At 52.6% G+C, this 22,673-nt stretch carries 19 protein-coding genes; all 19 read left to right on the top strand.

The window, feature by feature from the left end; genetic code table 11:
• Window positions 1-40 precede the first annotated feature (40 nt).
• The 19 genes from topA to BN1247_RS07740 all read left to right on the top strand — a co-directional run bounded on the left by topA (window position 41) and on the right by BN1247_RS07740 (window position 22,668).
• On the top strand, window positions 41-2,113 hold the full coding sequence (gene topA / locus BN1247_RS07830; RefSeq protein ID WP_054949883.1) for a type I DNA topoisomerase: 2,073 nt from the start codon (window positions 41-43) through the stop codon (window positions 2,111-2,113).
• A 64-nt stretch (window positions 2,114-2,177) separates the two neighbouring features.
• Complete coding sequence (gene trmFO / locus BN1247_RS07825) at window positions 2,178-3,521, top strand: FADH(2)-oxidizing methylenetetrahydrofolate--tRNA-(uracil(54)-C(5))-methyltransferase TrmFO (RefSeq protein WP_054949882.1); 1,344 nt, start codon at window positions 2,178-2,180, stop codon at window positions 3,519-3,521.
• Window positions 3,522-3,559: 38 nt separating this feature from the next.
• Window positions 3,560-4,105, top strand: a complete 546-nt coding sequence (hslV, locus tag BN1247_RS07820; RefSeq protein ID WP_390622035.1) for an ATP-dependent protease subunit HslV — start codon at window positions 3,560-3,562, stop codon at window positions 4,103-4,105.
• A gap of 21 nt (window positions 4,106-4,126) precedes the next feature.
• The gene (gene hslU, locus BN1247_RS07815; protein WP_054949880.1) at window positions 4,127-5,530 is read left to right on the top strand and encodes an ATP-dependent protease ATPase subunit HslU; all 1,404 of its coding nucleotides are present in this window, start codon (window positions 4,127-4,129) and stop codon (window positions 5,528-5,530) included.
• A 215-nt stretch (window positions 5,531-5,745) separates the two neighbouring features.
• Window positions 5,746-6,480, top strand: coding sequence for a 30S ribosomal protein S2 (gene rpsB / locus BN1247_RS07810; protein ID WP_054949879.1), 735 nt, complete (start codon window positions 5,746-5,748; stop codon window positions 6,478-6,480).
• Window positions 6,481-6,636: 156 nt separating this feature from the next.
• Window positions 6,637-7,290, top strand: coding sequence for a translation elongation factor Ts (gene tsf / locus BN1247_RS07805; protein WP_054949878.1), 654 nt, complete (start codon window positions 6,637-6,639; stop codon window positions 7,288-7,290).
• A 159-nt stretch (window positions 7,291-7,449) separates the two neighbouring features.
• Window positions 7,450-8,175: a UMP kinase gene (pyrH, locus tag BN1247_RS07800; protein ID WP_054949877.1), complete on the top strand. Its 726-nt coding sequence runs from the start codon at window positions 7,450-7,452 to the stop codon at window positions 8,173-8,175.
• Window positions 8,176-8,733: a ribosome recycling factor gene (gene frr / locus BN1247_RS07795; RefSeq protein ID WP_054949876.1), complete on the top strand. Its 558-nt coding sequence runs from the start codon at window positions 8,176-8,178 to the stop codon at window positions 8,731-8,733.
• 123 nt (window positions 8,734-8,856) lie between these two features.
• A complete protein-coding gene (locus BN1247_RS07790; RefSeq protein WP_054949875.1) occupies window positions 8,857-9,627 on the top strand; it encodes an isoprenyl transferase in 771 nt (256 codons plus the stop codon).
• 31 nt (window positions 9,628-9,658) lie between these two features.
• Window positions 9,659-10,450 carry a phosphatidate cytidylyltransferase gene (locus tag BN1247_RS07785; protein WP_054949874.1) on the top strand — a complete coding sequence of 264 codons (792 nt, stop codon included), beginning with the start codon at window positions 9,659-9,661 and terminating at the stop codon, window positions 10,448-10,450.
• 17 nt (window positions 10,451-10,467) lie between these two features.
• The gene (locus BN1247_RS07780; protein WP_054949873.1) at window positions 10,468-11,631 is read left to right on the top strand and encodes a 1-deoxy-D-xylulose-5-phosphate reductoisomerase; all 1,164 of its coding nucleotides are present in this window, start codon (window positions 10,468-10,470) and stop codon (window positions 11,629-11,631) included.
• A 77-nt stretch (window positions 11,632-11,708) separates the two neighbouring features.
• Window positions 11,709-12,962, top strand: a complete 1,254-nt coding sequence (gene rseP / locus BN1247_RS07775) for an RIP metalloprotease RseP (RefSeq protein ID WP_054949872.1) — start codon at window positions 11,709-11,711, stop codon at window positions 12,960-12,962.
• A 214-nt stretch (window positions 12,963-13,176) separates the two neighbouring features.
• The gene (locus BN1247_RS07770) at window positions 13,177-17,475 is read left to right on the top strand and encodes a PolC-type DNA polymerase III (protein WP_054949871.1); all 4,299 of its coding nucleotides are present in this window, start codon (window positions 13,177-13,179) and stop codon (window positions 17,473-17,475) included.
• 138 nt (window positions 17,476-17,613) lie between these two features.
• A complete protein-coding gene (gene rimP / locus BN1247_RS07765; RefSeq protein WP_054949870.1) occupies window positions 17,614-18,072 on the top strand; it encodes a ribosome maturation factor RimP in 459 nt (152 codons plus the stop codon).
• Window positions 18,073-18,120: 48 nt separating this feature from the next.
• Window positions 18,121-19,275 (top strand): transcription termination factor NusA, encoded by a 1,155-nt coding sequence (nusA, locus tag BN1247_RS07760; protein ID WP_054949869.1) that lies wholly within the window; start codon window positions 18,121-18,123, stop codon window positions 19,273-19,275.
• A 67-nt stretch (window positions 19,276-19,342) separates the two neighbouring features.
• A complete protein-coding gene (gene rnpM / locus BN1247_RS07755) occupies window positions 19,343-19,621 on the top strand; it encodes an RNase P modulator RnpM (RefSeq protein ID WP_054949868.1) in 279 nt (92 codons plus the stop codon).
• Complete coding sequence (locus BN1247_RS07750; RefSeq protein ID WP_054949867.1) at window positions 19,618-19,941, top strand: L7Ae/L30e/S12e/Gadd45 family ribosomal protein; 324 nt, start codon at window positions 19,618-19,620, stop codon at window positions 19,939-19,941. The genes rnpM and BN1247_RS07750 overlap by 4 nt, the downstream gene beginning before the upstream one ends.
• Before the next feature lie 34 nt (window positions 19,942-19,975).
• Window positions 19,976-22,390, top strand: a complete 2,415-nt coding sequence (infB, locus tag BN1247_RS07745) for a translation initiation factor IF-2 (RefSeq protein ID WP_054951560.1) — start codon at window positions 19,976-19,978, stop codon at window positions 22,388-22,390.
• The gene (locus BN1247_RS07740; RefSeq protein ID WP_054949866.1) at window positions 22,387-22,668 is read left to right on the top strand and encodes a DUF503 domain-containing protein; all 282 of its coding nucleotides are present in this window, start codon (window positions 22,387-22,389) and stop codon (window positions 22,666-22,668) included. Before infB ends, BN1247_RS07740 begins: the two co-directional genes overlap by 4 nt.
• The last annotated feature ends 5 nt before the right edge of the window (window positions 22,669-22,673 follow it).

The following is a 22,673-nucleotide window of genomic DNA, read 5'->3' as shown; positions in this document are numbered from 1 at the left end:
ATAATAGGGATTGTGCTTTTTTGAGGGGAGGACCCGATATATGGCTGACTCACTCGTCATAGTCGAATCACCAGCCAAAGCGAAAACAATCGGAAAATATTTAGGTAAAAAATATATTGTCAAAGCGTCGATGGGGCACGTGCGCGACTTGCCGCGCAGTCAAATGGGAGTCGATATCGACAACGACTTCGAGCCGAAGTACATTACGATTCGCGGCAAAGGACCAGTGCTAAAAGAGTTGCGCGACGCGTCGAAAAAAGTAAAACGCATTTACCTCGCCGCTGACCCGGACCGCGAAGGGGAGGCGATCGCGTGGCACTTGGCGCACAGTTTAAACATTGATGAAAACGAAAGGTGCCGCGTCGTCTTTAACGAAATTACGAAACAGGCGGTGAAAGACGCCTTTAAACACCCGCGCGCCATCGATATGGACTTAGTAAAAGCACAACAGGCGCGCCGCATTTTAGACCGCCTCGTCGGTTATAAAATTAGCCCCCTTTTATGGAAAAAGGTAAAGAAAGGGCTCAGTGCGGGGCGCGTGCAATCGGTCGCTGTAAAAATCGTCATCGACCGGGAAAAAGAAATACGCAACTTTAAACCGGAAGAGTACTGGACGGTCACCGCGACGTTCCAAGAAGGGAACGAAACGTTTACCGCCAAGTTTCACGGTTACGGGAAAGAAAAGATGGAGCTGCACAACGAAGAAGAGGTGCAGAAGCTGCTTGCCCACATCGCGGACGAGACGTTTAAAATTACGTCGATCCGAAAAAGCGAGCGGCGTCGCAATCCAGCAGCGCCGTTTACGACGAGTTCTTTACAGCAAGAAGCGGCCCGCAAGTTAAAATTTCGCGCCGGGAAGACGATGGCGATCGCGCAACAGCTGTACGAAGGGATTGCCCTCGGGAAGAAAGAGGGAACGGTCGGACTGATCACCTATATCCGGACAGACTCGACGCGCATTTCGGAGACGGCGCGCGAAGAGGCGCGCGGCTACATCGCCGATAAATACGGGCAACCGTATTTACAGGCAAAACCGCGGGCGACGAAAAAACAAGCGGGTGCGCAAGACGCGCACGAAGCGGTACGTCCGACGTCCGTATGGCGCGAGCCGGCGTCAGTTAAGGCGCATTTAAGCCGCGACCAATACCGCTTGTACAAACTCGTGTGGGAGCGGTTCGTCGCCAGTCAGATGGCGCCAGCGGTCATGGATACAGTGTCGGCCGATTTGCACGCCGGCGACGCACTCTTTCGCGCAACGGGCTCGAAGCTCAAATTCCCTGGCTTTATGAAAGTGTACGTGGAGGGGAAAGACGACGCGAAGCGGGAAGAGGATAAGTTTTTACCGCCGCTGGAAGAAGGCCAGCAATACGAGGCACAAAAAATCGATCCGCAGCAGCACTTTACCCAGCCGCCACCGCGTTATTCGGAGGCCAGCCTCGTGAAGACGTTAGAAGAACTCGGCATCGGACGCCCGAGTACGTATGCGCCAACACTGGACACGATTCAAAAACGGGGATACGTCGCCTTAGAAGAGCGCCGCTTCATACCGACCGAACTCGGAGAAATCGTGATCGAATTGATGGCAGAGTTTTTTCCGGAAATATTGGATACTGAGTTTACGGCACACATGGAAGAAAGCCTCGACAGCGTCGAAGAAGGGACTGCGGATTGGATCAAAGTGCTCGACGTCTTTTACGGCGACTTTGAGAAACGGTTAGAAGTAGCTGAAGAAGAAATGAAGCAAGTGGAAGTGGCCGACGAAGTGTCGGACGAAGTGTGTGAGAAATGCGGCAAGCCGATGGTTTACAAGTTTGGACGCTTCGGCAAATTCCTCGCTTGTTCCGGCTTTCCCGATTGTCGCAACACGAAGCCGATCGTGAAACACATTGGCGTCACCTGCCCGACGTGCAAGCAAGGGGAAATTGTGGAGCGCAAATCGAAAAAAGGGCGCAAATTTTTCGGCTGCAACCGCTACCCCGAGTGTGACTTCGTCTCTTGGGATAAGCCAATCGCGCGCCGCTGTCCGAAGTGTGACGCGATGTTAGTCGAGAAAAAATCGAAGAAGCAAGGTACGACCGTGCAGTGCGTCAACTGTGATTACAAAGAGGCGTAATGCATCGTGCAGTAGAGACGACGAACGCAATTAAAAGCGTTTTGCTATAAGAAAGGAGCACGGCATGCAAGAACAAAAAGTGACTGTCATCGGTGCGGGACTCGCCGGCAGCGAAGCCGCGTGGCAAATCGCCTCGCGCGGCGTCCCCGTCCGGTTGTACGAAATGCGGCCGGTGAAGCAGACACCAGCCCACATTACCGGCAAGTTCGCCGAACTGGTTTGCAGCAATTCGCTACGGGCGAACTCGTTAACGAATGCGGTCGGCGTGTTAAAAGAAGACATGCGAAAGTTGCACTCTCTTATTATTAGAAGTGCGGATGCGAACAGTGTGCCTGCGGGCGGGGCGCTCGCCGTCGATCGCGATGGGTTCGTCGATGCGGTGACTGACGCGCTGCACCAGCACCCGCTCGTGGAGGTCGTGAATGAGGAAGTGACTGCCGTCCCGGACGGTCCGACGGTAATTGCCACCGGTCCCCTGACTTCTGACCCGTTATCTCAAGCACTCAAGGAATTGACGGGGGAAGACTACTTGTACTTTTACGATGCGGCCGCACCAATTGTTGAAAAAGAGAGCATCGACATGACACGCGCCTTTCTCGCCTCGCGTTACGATAAAGGAGAGGCTGCGTACTTGAACTGCCCGATGACGGAAAGCGAGTTCGACGTATTTTACGAGGCGCTCATCGGAGCAGAAACGATGCCACTTAAGCAGTTTGAGAAAGAAATATACTTCGAAGCGTGCATTCCGATCGAAGTGTTGGCGAAGCGCGGTAGACGGACGCTGACGTTCGGCCCGCTAAAGCCTGTCGGCCTCACGGACCCGGCGACCGGAAAACGGCCGTACGCCGTCGTCCAACTGCGCCAAGATAATAGTGCGGGCACACTGTACAATCTCGTCGGCTTTCAGACACATTTGAAGTGGGGCGATCAGAGACGCATCATCCGCATGATTCCGGGACTAGAAGAGGCGGAAATCGTGCGCTACGGCGTCATGCACCGCAACACGTTTATTAATTCGCCGCGGCTACTGAAACCGACATACCAGTTTAAACGGCGCGACGACTTGTTTTTTGCCGGACAAATGACCGGCGTAGAAGGTTATGTCGAATCGGCGGCAGCAGGCTTAATCGCTGGCATGAACGCTGCGCGTTACGTCCGGGGCGAACCACTCGTCACGTTGCCACAGGAGACGGCGATCGGCAGTTTGGCCCACTACATTACGACAGCCGATCCGGAACACTTTCAGCCGATGAACGTCAACTTCGGCTTATTTCCGCCGCTCCAAGAAAAAATTCGCAACAAAAAAGAACGGTATAGCGCCCTAGCCGCACGAGCGCTTGAACAAATGGCGGCTGCAGCTAGGCACATCGATCCGGCGTATGATACGATGAACGAAGGGACTCGGTAACAAAAATCGGTAACAAAAACAGGATGGGGGGAACGCAAGTGGAGACGACGTTTCACGCGACTACGATCTTCGCGATCCAACATAATGGAAAAGCGGCGATGGCCGGCGATGGACAAGTCACGTTTGGCAATCAAATGATTATGAAACAAGCGGCGAAGAAGGTACGGCGTCTGTACCGCGGCGAAGTGATCGCCGGTTTTGCTGGATCGGTGGCCGATGCGGTCACCTTGTTTGAAAAATTCGAGGCACAGTTAGAAACGTTTCACGGCAACTTGAAGCGGGCAGCGGTGGAACTTGCCAAAGAATGGCGCACCGACAAAATGTTACGTCGCTTAGAAGCGATGCTGCTCGTTCTAAATAAAGAACACTTATTACTCGTGTCGGGGAACGGCGAAGTGATCGAACCTGACGACGGCCTCATGGCGATCGGTTCAGGTGGTGCTTTTGCTTTAGCTGCGGGGCGCGCACTCAAGCGACACGCGGTGCACTTGGAAGCGAAAGACATTGCCCACCAAGCGCTGGAGATCGCGGCCGAAATATGTGTCTACACGAATGCGAACATCGTCGTCGAACAATTAGACTAACGATCAGAACGGAGGAGTCACGTGTCCAAGCAACGAAACGACTTAACCCCGAGACAAATCGTCGCACAGTTGGATAACTACATCGTTGGGCAGACGAAGGCGAAGCGCTCCGTGGCGGTCGCCTTGCGCAACCGTTATCGGCGGACAAAACTTCCCGCAGAGCTCAGAGATGAAATTGTGCCAAAGAACATCCTAATGATCGGGCCGACCGGCGTCGGAAAGACGGAAATTGCGCGCCGTTTAGCCAAACTCGTCGGGGCGCCGTTCGTTAAAGTAGAAGCGACCAAATTTACAGAAGTCGGTTATGTCGGGCGCGACGTCGAATCGATGGTGCGCGACCTCATCGAGACGGCGATACGCATCGTCCGCGCGGAAAAAATCGAGCGCGTCAAAGACCAAGCGGAACAACTTGCTAACGAACGACTCGTCTCCATCTTAGTACCGAGCGGCAAAAAAGAGGCAAACTTTAAAAACCCGCTCGAAATGCTGTTCGGGCAGCAAGAAGAAGAGGAAGCGGAAGAAGGGAAAGCTGAGTCGAGCAGCTTGGAGATGAAACGGCGACAAGTCCGCTTTAAACTGTACAACGGCGAGTTGGAAGACGCGGAAGTGGAAATCGAAGTAGAAGACACGTATCCGAACATGCTAGAAATTTTTTCCGGATCCGGCGTTGAGCAAATGGGCATCAACATGCAAGAACTGTTCGGCAACATGATGCCGAAGCGGACAAAAAAACGCAAACTAACTGTTCGCGACGCGCGCAAAGTGTTGACGCAAGAAGAAGGACAAAAATTGATCGATGAAGACGAATTAATCCAAGAGTCGATCGAACGCGCCGAACAGAGCGGCATTATATTTATCGACGAAATCGACAAAATCGCGGGCAAAGAGCACCAAGCGAGTGCCGACATTTCACGCGAAGGGGTACAGCGCGACATTTTGCCCATCGTCGAAGGTTCGACGATCGTTACGAAGTACGGACCGGTTAAAACCGATCACGTTCTCTTCATCGCGGCGGGCGCGTTTCACATTGCGAAGCCGTCTGACCTCATTCCGGAGCTGCAGGGGCGTTTTCCGATTCGCGTCGAGTTGCAAAACTTAACGGCTGACGACTTCGTCCGCATTATGACCGAACCGCAAAACGCACTGACAAAGCAGTACATCTCCCTGCTGGAGACGGAAGGGATCAACGTCGAGTTTACGGAGGAAGCGATTCGGGAAATTGCCGAACTGGCGCAAGAAGTGAACCAAACGACAGAAAATATCGGTGCACGGCGGCTGCATACGATTTTAGAATACTTGTTAGAGGAACTGTCGTTCGAAGCGCCGGACATACAACTTGAGCACATCCAGATTACACCGGAATACGTGCGTAAACGGCTGTCAGACCTCGCACGCAACCGCGATTTAAGTCAGTACATCTTGTAGGGTGTCACAGAGCGCAGGCGGAAAACTTACGATTTTTTGTGTGCGACAACAAGTTGTGACTCATACGAACTTGCCATCAATAAAACGGTATGGTATATTAATCAACGGTATATTACACACGTCTGCCGATTTGCCCAGTCGGTGCTGTCTACAGCGGCAGTTATTGGGCAAAGATGAGGTGGGCGGAGGAAAAAAACCAGAGGAGGTGAGTGAAGATGGCCATTATTTCCATGAAACAACTGCTCGAAGCTGGTGTACACTTTGGACACCAAACGCGGCGTTGGAACCCGAAAATGGAAAAGTACATCTTCACCGAAAGAAACGGTATTTACATCATCGATTTGCAAAAAACTGTGCGCAAGGTTGAGGAAATCTATTACTATGTACGCGATCTCGCGCAATCTGGCGGTACCTTGCTATTCGTGGGGACGAAAAAACAGGCGCAAGATTCCGTACGCGAAGAAGCAGAACGCTGCGGTATGTTTTACGTCAACCAACGCTGGTTAGGTGGGACGCTAACGAACTTTTCCACCATCCAGAAGCGGATTCAGCGCTTGCACGAACTGGACGAAATGGAAACAGACGGGCGCTTCGACGTCTTGCCGAAAAAAGAAGTGATCTTGCTGCGCAAAGAAAGAGCGCGGTTGGAGAAGTTCTTGGGCGGGATCAAACACATGAAGAAGTTACCCGATGCCGTGTTCATTATCGACCCGCGTAAAGAACGGATTGCCGTCGCCGAAGCGCGCAAGTTGGGCATCCCGATTATCGCCATCGTCGATACGAACTGCGACCCTGACGAAATTGATCACATCATTCCTGGGAACGACGACGCGATTCGCGCGGTACGCTTGCTGACGTCGAAGATGGCGGAAGCAGTTCTCGAAGGCAAACAAGGGGAGCAAGACGAACAGGAAGAGCAAGTGCAAAGTGAAGAACAAACCGTTTCTTAAACGTAGTTCTACGTGCACTTTAGGGTGCTAACAGTGCTAATGGAAGCGACGTAACGGCAAGGGTGGTTGATGCGGCGCACACCACCCTTGCCATAAACGTGTCATTCTTATCTGGAACCAAACGCATCATAGAAGTCGTACTGAGGAGGTTGTGACATGGCAATTTCGGCAGCACAGGTCAAAGAATTGCGAGAAAAAACGGGTGCTGGCATGATGGACTGCAAGCGGGCACTACAAGAAGCTGACGGGAACATGGACAAAGCGAGTGAGATTTTGCGTAAAAAAGGTCTCGCCGCTGCAGATAAAAAAGCTGGACGCGTCGCTGCAGAAGGTTTAGTCGAGTCATACATACACGCGGGCGGGAAAATCGGCGTATTACTCGAGGTTAACTGTGAAACGGACTTTGTCGCGAAGACGGACGACTTTAAGGCGTTTGTACGCGACGTGGCGATGCACATTGCCGCAACGAACCCGTCGTACGTTCGCCGTGAGGAAGTGCCGGCAGACGTCGTAGACAAGGAGCGTGCCTTCTTGCGGGAACAAGCGTTGGAAGAAGGGAAACCAGCGCACATCGTCGACAAAATGATCGAAGGCCGCTTAGATAAATACTTTAAAGATATTTGTCTCTTGGAACAACCGTTTGTGAAGGATAGTGACAAAACAGTCGAGCAGTTAGTAAAGGAAAAAATTGCTAAAATTGGCGAAAATATTTCCATTCGACGCTTTGTCCGCTTTGAACTTGGCGAAGGGATCGAAAAGAAGGAAGAAAGCTTCGCCGATGAAGTGATGGCTCAAGTTAAAGGCTCTTAAATGTAAAGGGGACACGGTGTGTCCCCTTTGTGCAAGAAAAATTGACCAGTAAGGCCTAATTTATTCATATATTCGCATAAGCGCGAAGTTTATGTGAGTTAAGTAGCAGGAATGGGTAACTAAACAGTGAATAAGTATTATAGAGTGGAGGACGTTTTCATGGGCCTACCGAAATATGAGCGGATTGTTCTTAAATTAAGCGGGGAAGCCTTAGCTGGACGGCAAGATACGAGCATTGATCCGTCCGTCATATCCGCCATTGCCGAGGAGATTAAAGAACTCGTCGACATGAAAGTCGAAGTGGCCATCGTCGTCGGCGGGGGGAACATTTGGCGCGGCATGGCCGGTAGCGCCAGAGGGATGGACCGGGCGACGGCTGACTACATGGGGATGCTAGCGACAGTAATGAACTCACTCGCCTTGCAGGATGCGTTGGAAAAAACAGGTGTCCCTACCCGTGTACAAACGTCGATCGAAATGCGCCAAGTAGCGGAGCCTTACATTCGGCGCCGCGCGATTCGCCATTTGGAGAAAGGTCGTGTCGTCATTTTTGCCGCTGGCACGGGGAATCCGTATTTTTCTACCGATACGACGGCGGCACTGCGTGCGGCAGAAATTGAAGCGAATGTCATTTTGATGGCGAAAAACAACGTCGACGGGGTATACTCGGCTGACCCGACACTCGACCCCGATGCCGTTAAATACGACACACTGACGTATTTAGACGTTTTAAACCAGGGGTTGGGCGTCATGGATTCAACGGCCTCATCGTTATGTATGGACAACGACATTCCACTCATCGTGTTCAATATTTCAACGAGAGATAACATTAAGCGCGTCGTATGCGGCGAAGATATCGGTACTGTCGTAAGGGGGAATGTTTAAATGGCAAGTAGTGTAAAAAATGAAGCGAAAGAACAGATGACAAAAGCCGTACAAGCGTTAAAAAAAGAATTGGCTTCACTTCGCGCCGGCCGTGCGACACCGGCGTTACTCGATAAAGTGTTCGTCGACTACTACGGGGCGATGACGCCAATCAACCAACTGGCGAATGTGTCCGCACCGGAAGCGCGGCTGCTCCTCATACAACCGTGGGACAAGTCGGCGCTAGCGAATATCGAAAAAGCGTTGCAAAAGTCGGAGCTAGGTTTGACGCCGAACAACGACGGAAACGTCATCCGCATCAACATCCCAGCACTTACCGAAGAGCGGCGCGCCGAATTAGTTAAAGTGATAAAAAAAGCGGGCGAAGAAACAAAAGTGTCGATCCGCGGTTTTCGCCGCGATGCGAATGATGAACTGAAAAAAATGGAAAAAGCTGGTGACATTTCGGAAGACGAGGGTCGCCGTCACCAAGAAGAGATTCAGAAGCTTACCGACCAATTCGTCAAACAAATTGACGAAACAGTTGCCGATAAGGAAAAAGAAGTGATGACTGTTTGACGGTGAGGCTCGCAAATCTTGCCCCCTCTGTACACGAGGGGGCTTTTAATACTTTTTAGACTGACAGTCATCGTTTATACTAGAGATTGGGAAAAGATGCAACCATAGCGGAGGAAAACGTTTATGATTCATAAATTGAAACAACTTTTCTCGTCTCCGAATAAGAAAAGCCGGCAAAAAATTGCACTCAATCCTGAACTGATCCCACGTCACGTCGCGATTATTATGGACGGAAACGGGAGATGGGCGAAAAAGCGAGGGCTCCCGCGCGTCGCGGGACATCGAGAAGGAATGAAGACGGTCAGGCGAATCACCCGAGTTGCGGACGAGTTAGGAATCGAAGTGTTAACGTTATACGCTTTTTCTACGGAAAACTGGAAGCGGCCCGCTGAAGAAGTGTCCTATTTGATGAAATTACCCGTCGATTTTTTAGCGACCGAACTTCCCGAGTTAATCGAACGCAACGTACAGGTGCGATCGATGGGGTCGGAAGAGGGACTGCCGGAACATACGATACGCGCGGTGCATAAATTTAAAAGTGAAACAGCACATAATACCGGCATGATTCTAAATTTCGCCCTCAACTACGGCAGTCGGTCTGAATTAGTTCAGGCAGTAAAAAAAATTGCCGCGCGAGTCGAGACAGGTGAGCTAAAGGGAGAACATATTACCGAGCAACTCGTTGGCGAACAGCTGCTCAGTCACGCGCTCCCCGATCCGGATTTACTCATTCGCACGAGTGGGGAAATCCGCCTCAGCAATTTCATGTTATGGCAAATGGCGTACGCAGAATTGTGGTTTACGGATATTTTGTGGCCGGATTTTAACGAGCAGTCGTTCAGGCAAGCGATTTTAGCATATCAGCAGCGGTCGCGGCGGTACGGTTCGATTTAGACAGCTGTATAACAGATTGGTGTGATGCATAATGTGGCAGCGAATTGTAACTGGAGCGATTGGAGGGGCCGGCTTTCTCGCGGTCCTATACGTAGGAGGCAATCTATATTTAGCAGCAATCGTCTTACTAGCGACCATTGCACTCCGCGAAATTTGTGAAATGGTGCGTATATCCTCCCTGCGCGTCGAAAGCCTCCTTGCCACCGTCTACCTTTGGTTGCTTTTATTCAGTATGGTAAAACCGAAGCTTCTTCCGGCCGTGACTCCGTTTGCCGCAACTGTCGGATTCATTTTCGTCGGTTTACTGTGGACAGTATTTAGTCGTAACCGGGCGACGTTTCATACGATCGGCTATTTACTCACCGGCGCGCTGTACGTCGGGATCGGGTTCGCTTTTATGGCCCAAACGCGGTTTTTAACGGACGGCTTTGTGATCACCTTATTAATTTTGTTCAGCACGTGGGCGAGCGACAGTGGTGCCTTGTTTATCGGAAAAGCGTGGGGAAAGCGGAAGCTGGCCCCTGTCGTTAGTCCAAACAAGACGATTGCGGGATCACTCGGTGCCATTGCTTCGGCGATGGTCGTTGGCACCGTGTTTTGGCTCATCGTCCGTGGGCCGTACACCCTTTCGTATACGCTTTTTTTGTCCGCGGTCATTTCGGTCTTCGGTCAACTGGGCGATTTGATCGAATCAGCGCTGAAGCGAACGAACGATGTGAAGGACTCAGGGCGCATTTTGCCGGGGCACGGGGGTGTACTCGATCGGTTCGACAGCTTAATTTACAGCTTTATTTTCCTGTATTTGTTTCAATTAATCGGTTAATGAGGTGACAAAAGCATATGCCAAAATCAATCGCACTCCTCGGATCTACAGGTTCAATCGGAAAAAATACTCTAAACGTGATCGCCGCTCACCCCGAAAAATTTCAGTTGTCGTCCTTCGCAGCCGGCAAAAACGTCGCCCTAGCCGTCGAACAGGCACTCAAATTTAGGCCGCGCTTCGTCTCCCTCGCCACGAAGGAGGGGGCGGAAGAGGCGCGGCAAGCTCTTCCTGCGGAGATTGACGTTGTGTGGGGAAAAGATGGACTGGAAACGGTGGCCCAAGATGCTGAGGCCGATACAGTGGTGGCCGCAGTCGTCGGTAGCATTGGCCTAAGGGCAACACTCGCCGCCATTGCCGCTGGCAAAACGGTTGCGCTAGCGAACAAAGAATCCCTCGTCGCCGGCGGCGAGCTCGTCATGCGCGCGGCGCGGAAGAAAGGCGTACCGATTGTGCCGATCGACAGCGAACATTCGGCGATTTTTCAATGTCTAAACGGAGAAAAGCGCGCCCAAGTGTCCCGCCTCATCTTAACGGCGTCAGGTGGCGCGTTTCGCGACTTTGACCGCTCAGAGTTACATAACGTGACAGTCGAACAGGCTCTCGCCCACCCCAACTGGGCGATGGGGCAAAAACTGACTGTCGACTCGGCGACGATGATGAACAAAGGGTTGGAAGTGTTAGAGGCGTACTGGCTGTTTGATATCCCCTTCGAACAAATTGACGTCGTCCTCCACCGCGAAAGTATCATCCACTCCATGGTCGAGTTTGTCGACAGTTCTGTGATCGCACAACTCGGTACACCCGATATGCGCATTCCGATTCAATATGCGCTCACTTATCCCGAGCGGTTGCCGGCGCCTTACGGCGAACGATTGGATCTGGCGCAGATGGGCACACTACACTTCATAGCGCTTGACTTCGAGCGCTATCCATGTGTAAAAATGGCCTACGACGCTGGAAAAGCCGGCGGTACGATGCCAGCTGTCATGAACGCGGCGAACGAAGTGGCGGTTGACCAGTTTTTACAAGGGAACATTCCGTTTTTAGGGATTGAGCAAATCGTGGCCCGCGTGATGGAGGCACACACGCCGCAACCAGTCGAAGAGCTGGAGGCGTTAGAAGAAGTCGACGCCAGAGCTCGCGCCGCAGCCCGCGACATAATGATGAACACATTTGCCTAAAAGGCGTGTACAATAAGATTGTAGAGACAGCCTGTTTTGGAACGACTCTGTATAAATGAAAGAGAGGGTGATCGACTATGCAAACACTGCTCGCGTTTATTATCGTGTTTGGAACGATCGTGATTATTCACGAACTGGGCCACTTCGTCTTTGCGAAACGCGCTGGCATCTTAGTGCGCGAATTCGCCATCGGCTTTGGACCGAAGTTGTTTTCCCATAAGAAAGGGGAGACGCTCTATTCGGTACGCGTGTTGCCGTTAGGCGGTTATGTGCGCATGGCCGGGGAAGATCCGGAAATCAGTGATGTAAAAACGGGAAAAGAAGTCGCACTGCGGCAAAATGAACGCGGCGAGGTCACCCACATACTGTTAAACCCGGAGCTCGCAGGTGGTAATGCGGCACGGGGTCGCGTCATGGACATTGACCTAGAACGCGACCTGTACGTGTTGTTAGCGGACGAAGACGGCGGGGAGACGCGGTATGCCGTCGCACGGGAAGCGGTTGTCGTCACCGAGCGCGGCGCAATGCAAATCGCCCCGCTCGATCGGCAATTTTCAGCGAAATCGGTTGGGGCGCGTGCCCTTACCTTGTTTGGGGGTCCGCTGTTTAACATCGTGTTAGCTGTCATCTTGTTTATTGCCTATTTCGCCATCGTCGGTGTACCGGATTACGTCAAGTTCGGCGAAATTAGTAAAGATAGCCCCGCGGCGGCGGCCGGCTTAAAAACAGGAGACCGCGTACTCGCTGTAGACGATAAAAAAGTCGAGAGTGGCGCGGACTTTACGACGTTTATCCAGGAACGCGGCGGGGAGGCGATCTCGCTAAAACTGGAGCGTAACGGGCAGGCGTTTACGACGAACGTGACGCCGAAGTACGAAGAGGAGCACGAGAAGTACATTATCGGGGTCATCCCGGAAGAAGTGAACAAACCGGCGGACGTCGTAACTGCGTTTAAGATGGGATTTGTCCACCCGTACAACATGACATTGGCGATCTTTGACGGCTTTCGGATCATGTTGACCGGACAAGCACAGTTGAACGATTTAACTGGTCCAGTCGGTATCGCCAACTTTACAGGTAAAATTGCGGCGACGGGTTTTGCCAATTCGCTGCAGTGGACAGGCTTTTTAAGTTTGTATTTAGGGATCTTTAACTTACTGCCCGTCCCAGCGCTCGACGGTAGCCGCCTCTTGTTCGTCGGCATTGAAGCGGTACGCGGCAAACCGATTGACCCACAAAAAGAAGGCATGGTTCACTTAATCGGGTTTGCGCTTTTAATGATGTTGATGCTCGTCGTCACGTATAATGACATTATGCGCTTGATTTCGTAGCTGCACATCGGTTTTCTCTACCCCTCAATGTAGGAATGGGGTCCACCCTAAACCCCTTTCAACGTACCAATTTTACTTTTAAAGCGCCGATCATTCCGATACACCTCGGAAGATCGGCGATTTGTGTTATGTACGCGCCGCGAGAGATTCCATAGCATAAGGCAGATAGCTTTGTTAGAATAGTAGAGATGCAACACGTGGGGGGATATTATTAATGAGTGTGCTTGAGGACAAAAAAGAACGATTTAACATGTTAGTACAGAGGGCAAACCTCCCTGAGGAAATTCTGCGCGACCTGCGGCACGCTTATATTGAGAAAGTTGAAGTGAAAAAAGAGAGCAAGACGTGGACGTTTCACTTCCGCTTCCCGCAGCTACTCCCGCAAAAAACGTACCGCCAGTTCACTGCGGGTGTGAAAAACTGCTTGCGCCACGTAGCCACTGTCGACATCGTCGTTTGCTACGAGTGTGAGATTGAGCTACATACATTAGTTGAAGAGTACTGGGGCGATTTCGTCACCCAGATCGATACAGTGTCTGTATATGCCGCTAATCTACTAAAAAATAGTGAGCGGCGCGTACGCGGTGACGAGCTGACGCTGTTGTTTCGTGCACCTTCCGCCGTCGAGATCGCGCGTGCCAAAAAAATAGACGAACTCGTGCAGCGTTACTTTTCGCACATTGCCGGTAAGCACGTGACGGTTCATTTGGCGTTACAAGAGATGGCAGTAGACGAACAGGAGCGGTTTGAATCGCAAAAGCGGGACGAAGAACAACAGCTAATCGAAGAAGCGCTGAAGCAACGTGACAGTGCCCCGGAAAACAGTCCGTCTGAACAAGTTGTAACGAAAGTCGTCATCGGCCATGGCATTCGCGAGGAACCGGTGCCGATTCAGACAATCGTCGAGGAAGAGCGGCGCATCGCCTTGCAAGGAGAAGTGTTTCGCGTCGAAACGCGCGAACTGAGGAGTGGCCGGACGCTACTCATGTTTAACTTAACCGATTATACCGATTCACTGCAAATTAAGCTATTTGCGCGCGATAGAGAAGAGACAGCGATGGTACAGCAACTGAAAGACGGGATGTGGGTGAAAGTGCGCGGCAGCGTGCAACACGACACGTTTGCGCGCGAGCTCGTCATGATCGCGAACGACATTGAACAGATTGAACCGTTGATCGAAGCGCGCATCGATACAGCGACTGAGAAACGCGTCGAATGGCACGTGCACACGACGATGAGCGCGATGGATGGCCTGTGTGCGCCAGCAAAACTGGTCGAACGCGCCGCCGAGTGGGGGCACCAGGCAATCGGCATTAGCGACCACGGCGTCGTACAGGCGTTTCCGGAAGCGTACAACGCTGCCAAAAAACACGGGATTAAAGTGCTGTACGGCCTGGAAGCAAACGTCGTGCGCGACGGGGTGCCCATCGTGCTGAACCCGGAATCGCGTTCGCTAAAAGAGGCGGAATACGTCGTGTTCGACGTCGAAACGACGGGCCTGTCGGTTGTGCACCACACGATTATTGAATTGGCCGGGGTGAAAATGCGCGGTGGCGAAGTGATCGACCGCTTCGAATCGTTTGTCAACCCACACGGCCCGATTCCGCCGAAGATTCAGGAACTGACGAACATTACCGACGACATGGTGCACGATGCACCGGAACTCGCAAACGTCGTTCGAGACTTTGCCGCCTTCGTCGGCGACAGTGTCCTCGTGGCGCACAATGCCCGCTTCGACATGGGCTTTTTGCACGCTGCGTGCGAGAAGGTCGGTGTGCCGACCTTGGAAAATCCGGTTCTCGATACGCTAGAGCTGGCGCGCTTTCTTTACCCGAAGATGCGCAACCACCGTTTGAACACGTTAGCTGCCAATTTTAAAGTGACCTTGGACAACCACCACCGGGCAGTCGACGATTCGGAAGCGACGGGGCACATCCTGTTTCACATGTTGAAAGAGGCCGAGGCGAAAGATATTGCGAATCTCGATCAGTTCAACGATTTCGTCGGCTTAGATTTGAAGAACTCGCGCCCGTTTCACTGCAACATTTACGCCAAAAACGAGACGGGTAAGAAAAACTTGTACAAGCTCGTCTCCTTGTCGCATACGGAATTTTTCTATCGCGTGCCGTGCATTCCGCGTAGCAAACTAGAGGAGTACCGGGAAGGACTCGTCGTTTTTTCTGGTTGCGAAAAAGGAGAACTTTTTGAAACAGTGCTCAATAAAAGTTATGCTGAGGCGGAAGAGGTCGCGAAATTTTACGACGTGTTGGAAATTCAGCCGAGCGACATTAACTTGCACTTAGTGGACAAGCAACTCGTCGCGAGTGAAGACGTCTTGCGTCAGGCGAACGAGACGATTGTGCGTATAGGAAAAAAATTAGGGAAGCCTGTCGTGGCGACGGGTAACGTGCACTATCTCGACCCGCTGGAAAAACGGTATCGCGACGTGCTCATCCACGGCATTACCGGATTTAGTCCGCTAAAAAATATGCGCAAACCGGATGCCCATTTGCGTACGACGGAAGAGATGCTCGAAGCGTTCGCCTATCTCGGCGAGGAAGAAGCCTACGAAGTCGTCATCGGCGCCCCAAACCGATTGGCGGAACAGTTCGACGAGCTTCAAATTATTCCGGATAAACTGTATACGCCGACGATCGAAGGTGCGGATGAAGAAATTCGCCGCATGAGTTACACGCGCGCCCGCGACATTTACGGGGATCCGCTCCCGGACATCGTCGAGAAGCGGCTAGAAAAAGAGTTGAACAGCATCATTACACACGGTTTTGCTGTCATCTACTTGATCTCGCAAAAACTGGTGCAAAAGTCGCTAGACGACGGTTACCTCGTCGGGAGTCGCGGTTCGGTCGGTTCGTCGTTCGTGGCGACGATGCTGAACATTACCGAGGTCAACCCGCTCGCGCCGCACTACATTTGCCCGAGTTGCAAGCATACGGAATGGTTCACAAAAGGGGAAATCGCCAGTGGCTTCGATTTATCTGCGAAGGCGTGTCCCGAGTGCGGGACGGCGATGATCGGTGAAGGACAAGACATTCCGTTTGAAACGTTTCTCGGCTTTAAAGGGGATAAAGTGCCGGATATCGACCTGAACTTCTCCGGCGAATACCAGCCGGTCGCCCACGATTACACGAAAGAGTTGTTCGGGGAAGACCACGTCTTCCGTGCCGGGACGATCGGGACCGTCGCCGACAAAACCGCCTTCGGCTTTGTCAAAAAATACGCGGAAGAGTTCGGTCACACGTGGCGCAATGCGGAAGTGAGTCGCCTCGCAACCGGCTGTACCGGGGCCAAGCGGACGACGGGACAACATCCGGGGGGCATTATCGTCGTGCCGAGCGATCTAGAAATATACGATTTCTGCCCGATTCAATATCCGGCCGACGACACGGAATCGCGCTGGCGCACGACCCATTACGACTTTCACTCCATTCACGACAACTTACTGAAACTGGACATTCTCGGACACGATGATCCGACGGTCATCCGCATGCTGCAAGATTTAACCGACGTCGATCCGAAGCAACTGCCGCTGAACGACGACAAAGTGATGGCGCTGTTCGCGTCGACGGAGAGCCTCGGCGTGACCCCGGAACAAATCGGCTCGAAGACGGGGACCCTCGGCATCCCGGAATTCGGCACGCGCTTTGTACGACAAATGTTAGAAGATACGAAGCCAAAGACATTTGCTGAACTCGTGCAAATATCGGGGTTGTCGCATGGTACGGACGTGTGGCTCAACAACGCGCAAGACCTCGTGCGCTCCGGTACGGCCGTGTTAGCGGAAGTAATCTCGACGCGGGACGACATTATGACCTACTTAATTCATCAAGGACTAGAGGCGAGCCTTTCCTTTAAAATTATGGAGAGCGTGCGCAAAGGGCGCGGACTACAAGATGAGTGGATCGACGTCATGAAAGCGCACGGCGTCCCCGACTGGTACATCGATTCGTGTTTAAAGATTAAATACATGTTCCCGAAGGCGCACGCCGCAGCTTACGTGCTGATGGCCGTACGCATCGCCTATTTCAAAGTGTACTACCCGATCCAGTTTTACGCGACGTACTTCAGCGTGCGCGCCGACGATTTCGACCTCGCCACAGCCGTCAAAGGTTATGAGGCGATTCATGGACAAATCGAGCAGATTGAGAAAAAAGGCCTCGACGCGAGCCCGAAAGAGAAGAGCCTCATGACTGTGATGGAGTTAGCGCGGGAGATGACGGCGCGCGGCCTGTCGTTTGCGAACGTCGATCTGTACCGCTCCGACGCCCGGCGCTTTATCGTCGACGGCGACGAGCTGTTACCGCCCTTTTCCGCTGTAGCTGGCGTCGGTGTGCAAGCGGCTCAGAACATCGTCAAGGCGCGGGAAGAAGGGGAGTTTCTCTCGATCGAAGACTTGCAGAAACGCAGTCGCGTGTCGCGCACCGTGGTCGAAACGTTGCAGCAGCACGGCTGCCTAGAGGGGATGCCCGAATCAAACCAGCTGTCACTGTTTTAAACACGTCAGTGCCGCTCGTCTGTTTGCCGCTACATGACGTTTATGATATACTGTAGCAGGATATACTGTTAGGTACGATCGTCGAAAGAGTGGGGCAACCCACTCTTTCCGTTTTACAATTAAATAGGAGGGCTCACGTTGAGTCGAAAAATTACAGAAATTGTGGAACAATTAGCATCCCCGATCGCCGAACAGGAACAACTAGAACTCGTCGATATCGAATATAAGAAAGAAGGAAGCAACTGGTTTTTGCGCGTTTTTGTCGATAAACCAGGTGGGGTGGACATCGCCGATTGCGAGCGCGTAAGCGAAGCTTTGAGTCAACAACTCGACGAAAAAGATCCGATTCAGGGCCCGTATTTTTTAGAAGTGTCTTCCCCAGGGGCGGAGCGACCGCTTAAAAACGAGAGGGATTACTTACACGCTGTCGGTAAGCACGTACACGTGACGACATACGCCCCTGTAGACGGTCAAAAAGTGTTCGAAGGAAAGCTGCACGCTTACGACGATGAAATACTCGTCATTGCGAGCGGTGGCAAGCAGTGGAACGTACCGTTAAACCAAGTAGCCAACGCGCGTTTGGCTATCGTTTTTTAGGGCAATGGGAATAACGTCTATTAGCGCACAGTACGGGAGGAGATGTCAATGAACACAGAGTTTATCGATGCGCTTGACGAATTGGAAAAAGAAAAAGGCATCGGGAAAGATATTTTGCTCGACGCCATTGAACAAGCGTTAATATCCGCTTACAAGCGCAACTTTAACTCTGCACAAAATGCGCGTGTCGACATTGACCGGGCAACGGGAAAGGTACGCGTATTCGCACGGAAAACGGTCGTCGAGGATGTCCTCGATCCCCGCTTGGAAATCTCGCACGTCGCTGCCAACGAAATTAGCCCCGTCTACAATTTAGACGATGTCGTTGAAATCGAAGTGACGCCGCGCGACTTTGGGCGAATCGCCGCGCAGACGGCGAAGCAAGTCGTCACACAGCGCATTCGCGAAGCAGAGCGCAGCATGATTTACGAAGAGTATGTCGATCGCGAAGACGACATCGTCACGGGGACGGTGCAACGGCACGACAGTCGCTATTACTACATTTCGCTTGGAAAAACGGAAGCGCTCATGCCGCTAGCGGAAAAAATGCCGACGGAGCGCTTCCAAACGCACGACCGCGTCAAAGCGTACATTACTAAGGTGGAAAAGACGACAAAAGGACCGCAAATTCTCGTCTCACGCACCCACCCCGGCCTCATTAAGCGGTTGTTCGAGTTGGAAGTTCCGGAAATATACGACGGGATTGTCGAAATCAAATCTGTCGCGCGGGAGGCAGGCTATCGCTCAAAAATCGCCGTTTACTCACAACAAGACGACATCGATCCCGTAGGCGCTTGTGTCGGGCCGCGCGGCATGCGCGTACAAACGGTCGTCAGTGAGTTGAAAGGTGAAAAAATTGACATCGTCCGCTGGTCTGACGACCCGCAAGCTTACGTCGCCAATGCACTTAGTCCGTCAAAGGTCGTCTCTGTCGACATCGATGAAGACAATAAGTTGGCCCAAGTCGTCGTACCCGATTACCAATTGTCGCTCGCCATCGGCAAAGAGGGGCAGAACGCCCGCCTCGCTGCCAAACTGACCGGTTGGAAAATCGACATTAAGAGCCAGTCGGAAGCCGATGAGCTCGAAATGGCCAATGATGAACCGGAAGCTGACGACGGTGGCTCCCTCAATGAAGGTGAGGAACTCGAGACGGGCAACGGCCACGTTGTTCACGAAGCGACGCGTGACGACTCGGAGTAACACATAGTTTGTAAAGGAATCCTTTAGTGTGTCGTTATCGAACAGAGTTGAGAAGGAGGGACGCGCGATGCGCCAGCGGAAAGTACCGCTTCGTCAATGTGTCGGTTGTCAAGAACAGAAACCAAAAAAATCGCTCCTCCGCGTCGTACGCACACCGGAAGACGAGATTTTACTCGATCCGACGGGTAAAAAATCGGGGCGCGGCGCCTATATTTGTCCTGACGCCGACTGTCTCGAACGCGCACGCAAAAAGAAGGCTCTCAACCGGGCGTTTAAAGGTGACGTTCCCGATGATATATACGAACGGTTGCAACAAGAGTTAGCGGCGGTGACCGAGAGGCAATGAAGCAGCTAACGAACATGCTCGGGTTGGCCATGCGCGCAGGTTACATCGTTAGCGGGGAAGAACAGGTCGTACAAAAGATGCGCCGGGGACAGGCGAGACTCGTCTTTCTCGCCAGCGACGCCGGCATGCAAACGGCGAAAAAAATTACCGATAAAGCAGCGACGAATTGCGTTCCCGTGCTGCGGTTGCTCGATCGCGGGCAGCTCGGCGGCGCCATCGGCAAAGGCGAACGCGTTGTCGTTGCATTGACAGAGGTGGGATTTGCGCGGCAACTGTTAAAACTGTCTCAATTGTATTCAGGGGGTGACGCTTTTGGCTAAATTGCGGATTTATGAGTACGCGAAGCAATTGAATATGAACAGTAAAGAAATATTGGCGATTTTAAAACGTTTAGACATAAAAGTTAGTAACCATATGAGTGTCATGGACGACAACATGATTCAACAAGTGGAACAGTTTTTCAAAAATGTAAAAGAGAACGCGGCACGAAAACAAGCAGCGACAACTGGGGAGGCGGCCGGAACGAAAACAGCAGCAGAGGAACGCAAACAGAAAGAACGGCGGACGCATCGCGGAAAACCGCGGCAACAAGGAGCCAATCACACGCACAACGCTAACAGTGCGGGCGGCGCTGGTGGGCGTGCGCAAAGCGGGAAGCCGACCCGCGATGTGAAAAAACCGGCTCACGCCCGGCAAGCTGGGGCGAATGCGCCAAAAGGCGAGCGTACAAGTGCGCGGGGGGATGCGCGTACGCATGCGTCGAAGGGAAATGGACGTACAGGCGATGGACGAACGCGTGCAGACTCGGCACAGCGGACGAACGCTCCGAAAGGCACGTCGACAAACAAAACAACCCAAGGCAATAAATTTAAGCCAGGTAATAAAAATAACAACAAGTCACAAGGGCGGCGCAATCAAAAATCGCGCAACCAACAACAGCGGGGCGGTAAGCGGAATGGAAGAAGGCAAGCAGCGCCGCAAGTTAAGCCGGCACCGAAGCCGTTGCCGGAAAAAGTCGAGATCGAGGGCAGTGCAACTGTTAGCGAGCTAGCGAAAATGTTGCACCGCGAACCGTCGGAACTGATTAAGAAACTGATCGGTCTCGGCGTCATGGCGACGATTAATCAAGAATTAGACCTCGACACGATTACGCTCTTAGCGAGCGACTACGGAGTCGACGTCGAAGAGAAAATCGTCATTAACGAGGAAGCGTTCGAAGAGATCGAAGAAGTGGACGATCCGAAGGACTTACGCGAACGGCCGCCAGTCGTCACGATCATGGGTCACGTCGACCACGGGAAAACGACACTACTCGACTCCATTCGCAGTTCGAAGGTGACCGCGGGCGAATCAGGCGGGATTACGCAACATATCGGTGCTTACCAAGTGACGGTAAACGACAAGCCGATTACGTTCCTCGACACACCGGGACACGCGGCCTTTACGACGATGCGCGCACGCGGGGCACGCGTGACAGACGTGACGATCCTCGTCGTCGCTGCCGACGACGGCGTCATGCCGCAGACGGTTGAGGCGATCAACCACGCGAAAGCGGCGCAAGTGCCGATTATTGTCGCAGTGAACAAAATGGATAAACCGACGGCCAACCCGGATCGCATTAAACAAGAGTTGACGGAATACGAACTGGTGCCGGAAGAATGGGGCGGCGACACTATTTTTGCGCCGATTTCCGCCTTGAAAGGGGAAGGGATCGACGACTTACTAGAGATGGTCTTGCTCGTGGCCGAAATGCAAGAGTTGCAGAGTAACCCAAACAAACGGGCGCGCGGCACGATCATCGAGGCCGAGCTCGATAAAGGGCGCGGTCCGGTGGCGACAATGCTCGTCCAACACGGGACGTTATCCGTCGGCGACGCGTTAGTTGCCGGTAACGTGTTCGGGAAAGTGCGGGCGATGATCAACGACCGCGGACGCCGCGTGAAAAAAGCGACCCCGTCTACCCCGGTCTCCGTGTTAGGGTTAGGCGACGTGCCAAGTGCGGGCGATGCCTTTATGGTATTTCCTGACGAGAGGAAAGCGCGCGCGATTGCCGAAGCGCGGGCGATTAAACAGCGCCAAGCCGACTTAGGTGAGAGTAGCCGCGTCACACTCGACGACTTGTTCAAACAAATTCAAGAAGGCGACATTCGCGAATTGCCCGTCATTATTAAAGGTGATGTCCACGGTTCAGTCGAGGCAGTGAAAGGTTCCCTCGAAAAAATTGACATCGAAGGCGTCAAGGTGAAAATCATCCACGCCGCCGCTGGTGCGGTAACGGAGTCGGACGTCATTTTAGCTTCTGCTTCCAACGCCATCATTATTGGCTTTAACGTCCGTCCTGAACCGAATGCGCGCGTGATGGCCGAAGCGGAGAAAGTAGATATTCGCCTCTACCGCGTCATTTACGATGCCATCGAAGAGATCGAACAAGCGATGACGGGACTACTCGACCCCGAATACCGCGAAGCGACGATCGGGCAAGTGGAAGTGCGGCAAACGTTTAAAGTATCGAGTATCGGGACGATTGCCGGTTGCTACGTGACGAACGGAAAAATTACGCGCGACGCAAAACTGCGCTTGTTGCGTGACGGCGTCATCGTGCACGAAGGTGCTGTCGATACGCTGAAACGATTTAAGGACGACGTGAAAGAAGTTGCCCAAGGGTACGAGTGCGGGGTGACGATCGAAAACTTTAACGACATTAAAGAGGGCGACGTCATCGAAGCGTATATTATGGAAGAAGTCGCACCTAAAGTGAAGAAAAAATGATCGTCGGGACACTAGAATGTACATGCCGCCTACCTGCTGCTACTTCGCTCAAAGACAAGCGGCGCGTCATAAAAAGTGTCATCGAGCGCCTGCGCGCGCGGCACAACGTGGCCATCGCTGAAGTGGCGGATCAGGATGTGATTCAGTTGGCGACAATCGGTATTGCGACTGTCGCCAACGAACGGCGGCGCGTGGAGCAGCAGTTGCAACACGCGCTAAACGTGTTGGATGCAGCACACGAATTAGAAGTCGTCGCAGTCGAGCAGTGGTTAGGGTAGGAGGT

Origin of the sequence: Numidum massiliense, from assembly GCF_001375555.1 — a bacterium.
Classification (GTDB): Bacteria; Bacillota; Bacilli; order Thermoactinomycetales; family Novibacillaceae; genus Numidum; species Numidum massiliense.
The sequence above is the reverse complement of the archived record's forward strand: the minus strand, read 5'-3'. Positions and strand labels throughout refer to the sequence as shown.

Coding starts and splice junctions, on each gene's coding strand:
- BN1247_RS07790 (WP_054949875.1), top strand. CDS start 8,857: ATGATTCATAAATTGAAACAACTTTTCTCGTCTCCGAATAAGAAAAGC.
- pyrH (WP_054949877.1), top strand. CDS start 7,450: ATGGGCCTACCGAAATATGAGCGGATTGTTCTTAAATTAAGCGGGGAA.
- rnpM (WP_054949868.1), top strand. CDS start 19,343: ATGCGCCAGCGGAAAGTACCGCTTCGTCAATGTGTCGGTTGTCAAGAA.
- rpsB (WP_054949879.1), top strand. CDS start 5,746: ATGGCCATTATTTCCATGAAACAACTGCTCGAAGCTGGTGTACACTTT.
- topA (WP_054949883.1), top strand. CDS start 41: ATGGCTGACTCACTCGTCATAGTCGAATCACCAGCCAAAGCGAAAACA.
- BN1247_RS07770 (WP_054949871.1), top strand. CDS start 13,177: ATGAGTGTGCTTGAGGACAAAAAAGAACGATTTAACATGTTAGTACAG.
- rseP (WP_054949872.1), top strand. CDS start 11,709: ATGCAAACACTGCTCGCGTTTATTATCGTGTTTGGAACGATCGTGATT.
- BN1247_RS07740 (WP_054949866.1), top strand. CDS start 22,387: ATGATCGTCGGGACACTAGAATGTACATGCCGCCTACCTGCTGCTACT.
- tsf (WP_054949878.1), top strand. CDS start 6,637: ATGGCAATTTCGGCAGCACAGGTCAAAGAATTGCGAGAAAAAACGGGT.
- BN1247_RS07785 (WP_054949874.1), top strand. CDS start 9,659: ATGTGGCAGCGAATTGTAACTGGAGCGATTGGAGGGGCCGGCTTTCTC.
- trmFO (WP_054949882.1), top strand. CDS start 2,178: ATGCAAGAACAAAAAGTGACTGTCATCGGTGCGGGACTCGCCGGCAGC.
- frr (WP_054949876.1), top strand. CDS start 8,176: ATGGCAAGTAGTGTAAAAAATGAAGCGAAAGAACAGATGACAAAAGCC.
- nusA (WP_054949869.1), top strand. CDS start 18,121: ATGAACACAGAGTTTATCGATGCGCTTGACGAATTGGAAAAAGAAAAA.
- infB (WP_054951560.1), top strand. CDS start 19,976: ATGAACAGTAAAGAAATATTGGCGATTTTAAAACGTTTAGACATAAAA.
- BN1247_RS07780 (WP_054949873.1), top strand. CDS start 10,468: ATGCCAAAATCAATCGCACTCCTCGGATCTACAGGTTCAATCGGAAAA.
- BN1247_RS07750 (WP_054949867.1), top strand. CDS start 19,618: ATGAAGCAGCTAACGAACATGCTCGGGTTGGCCATGCGCGCAGGTTAC.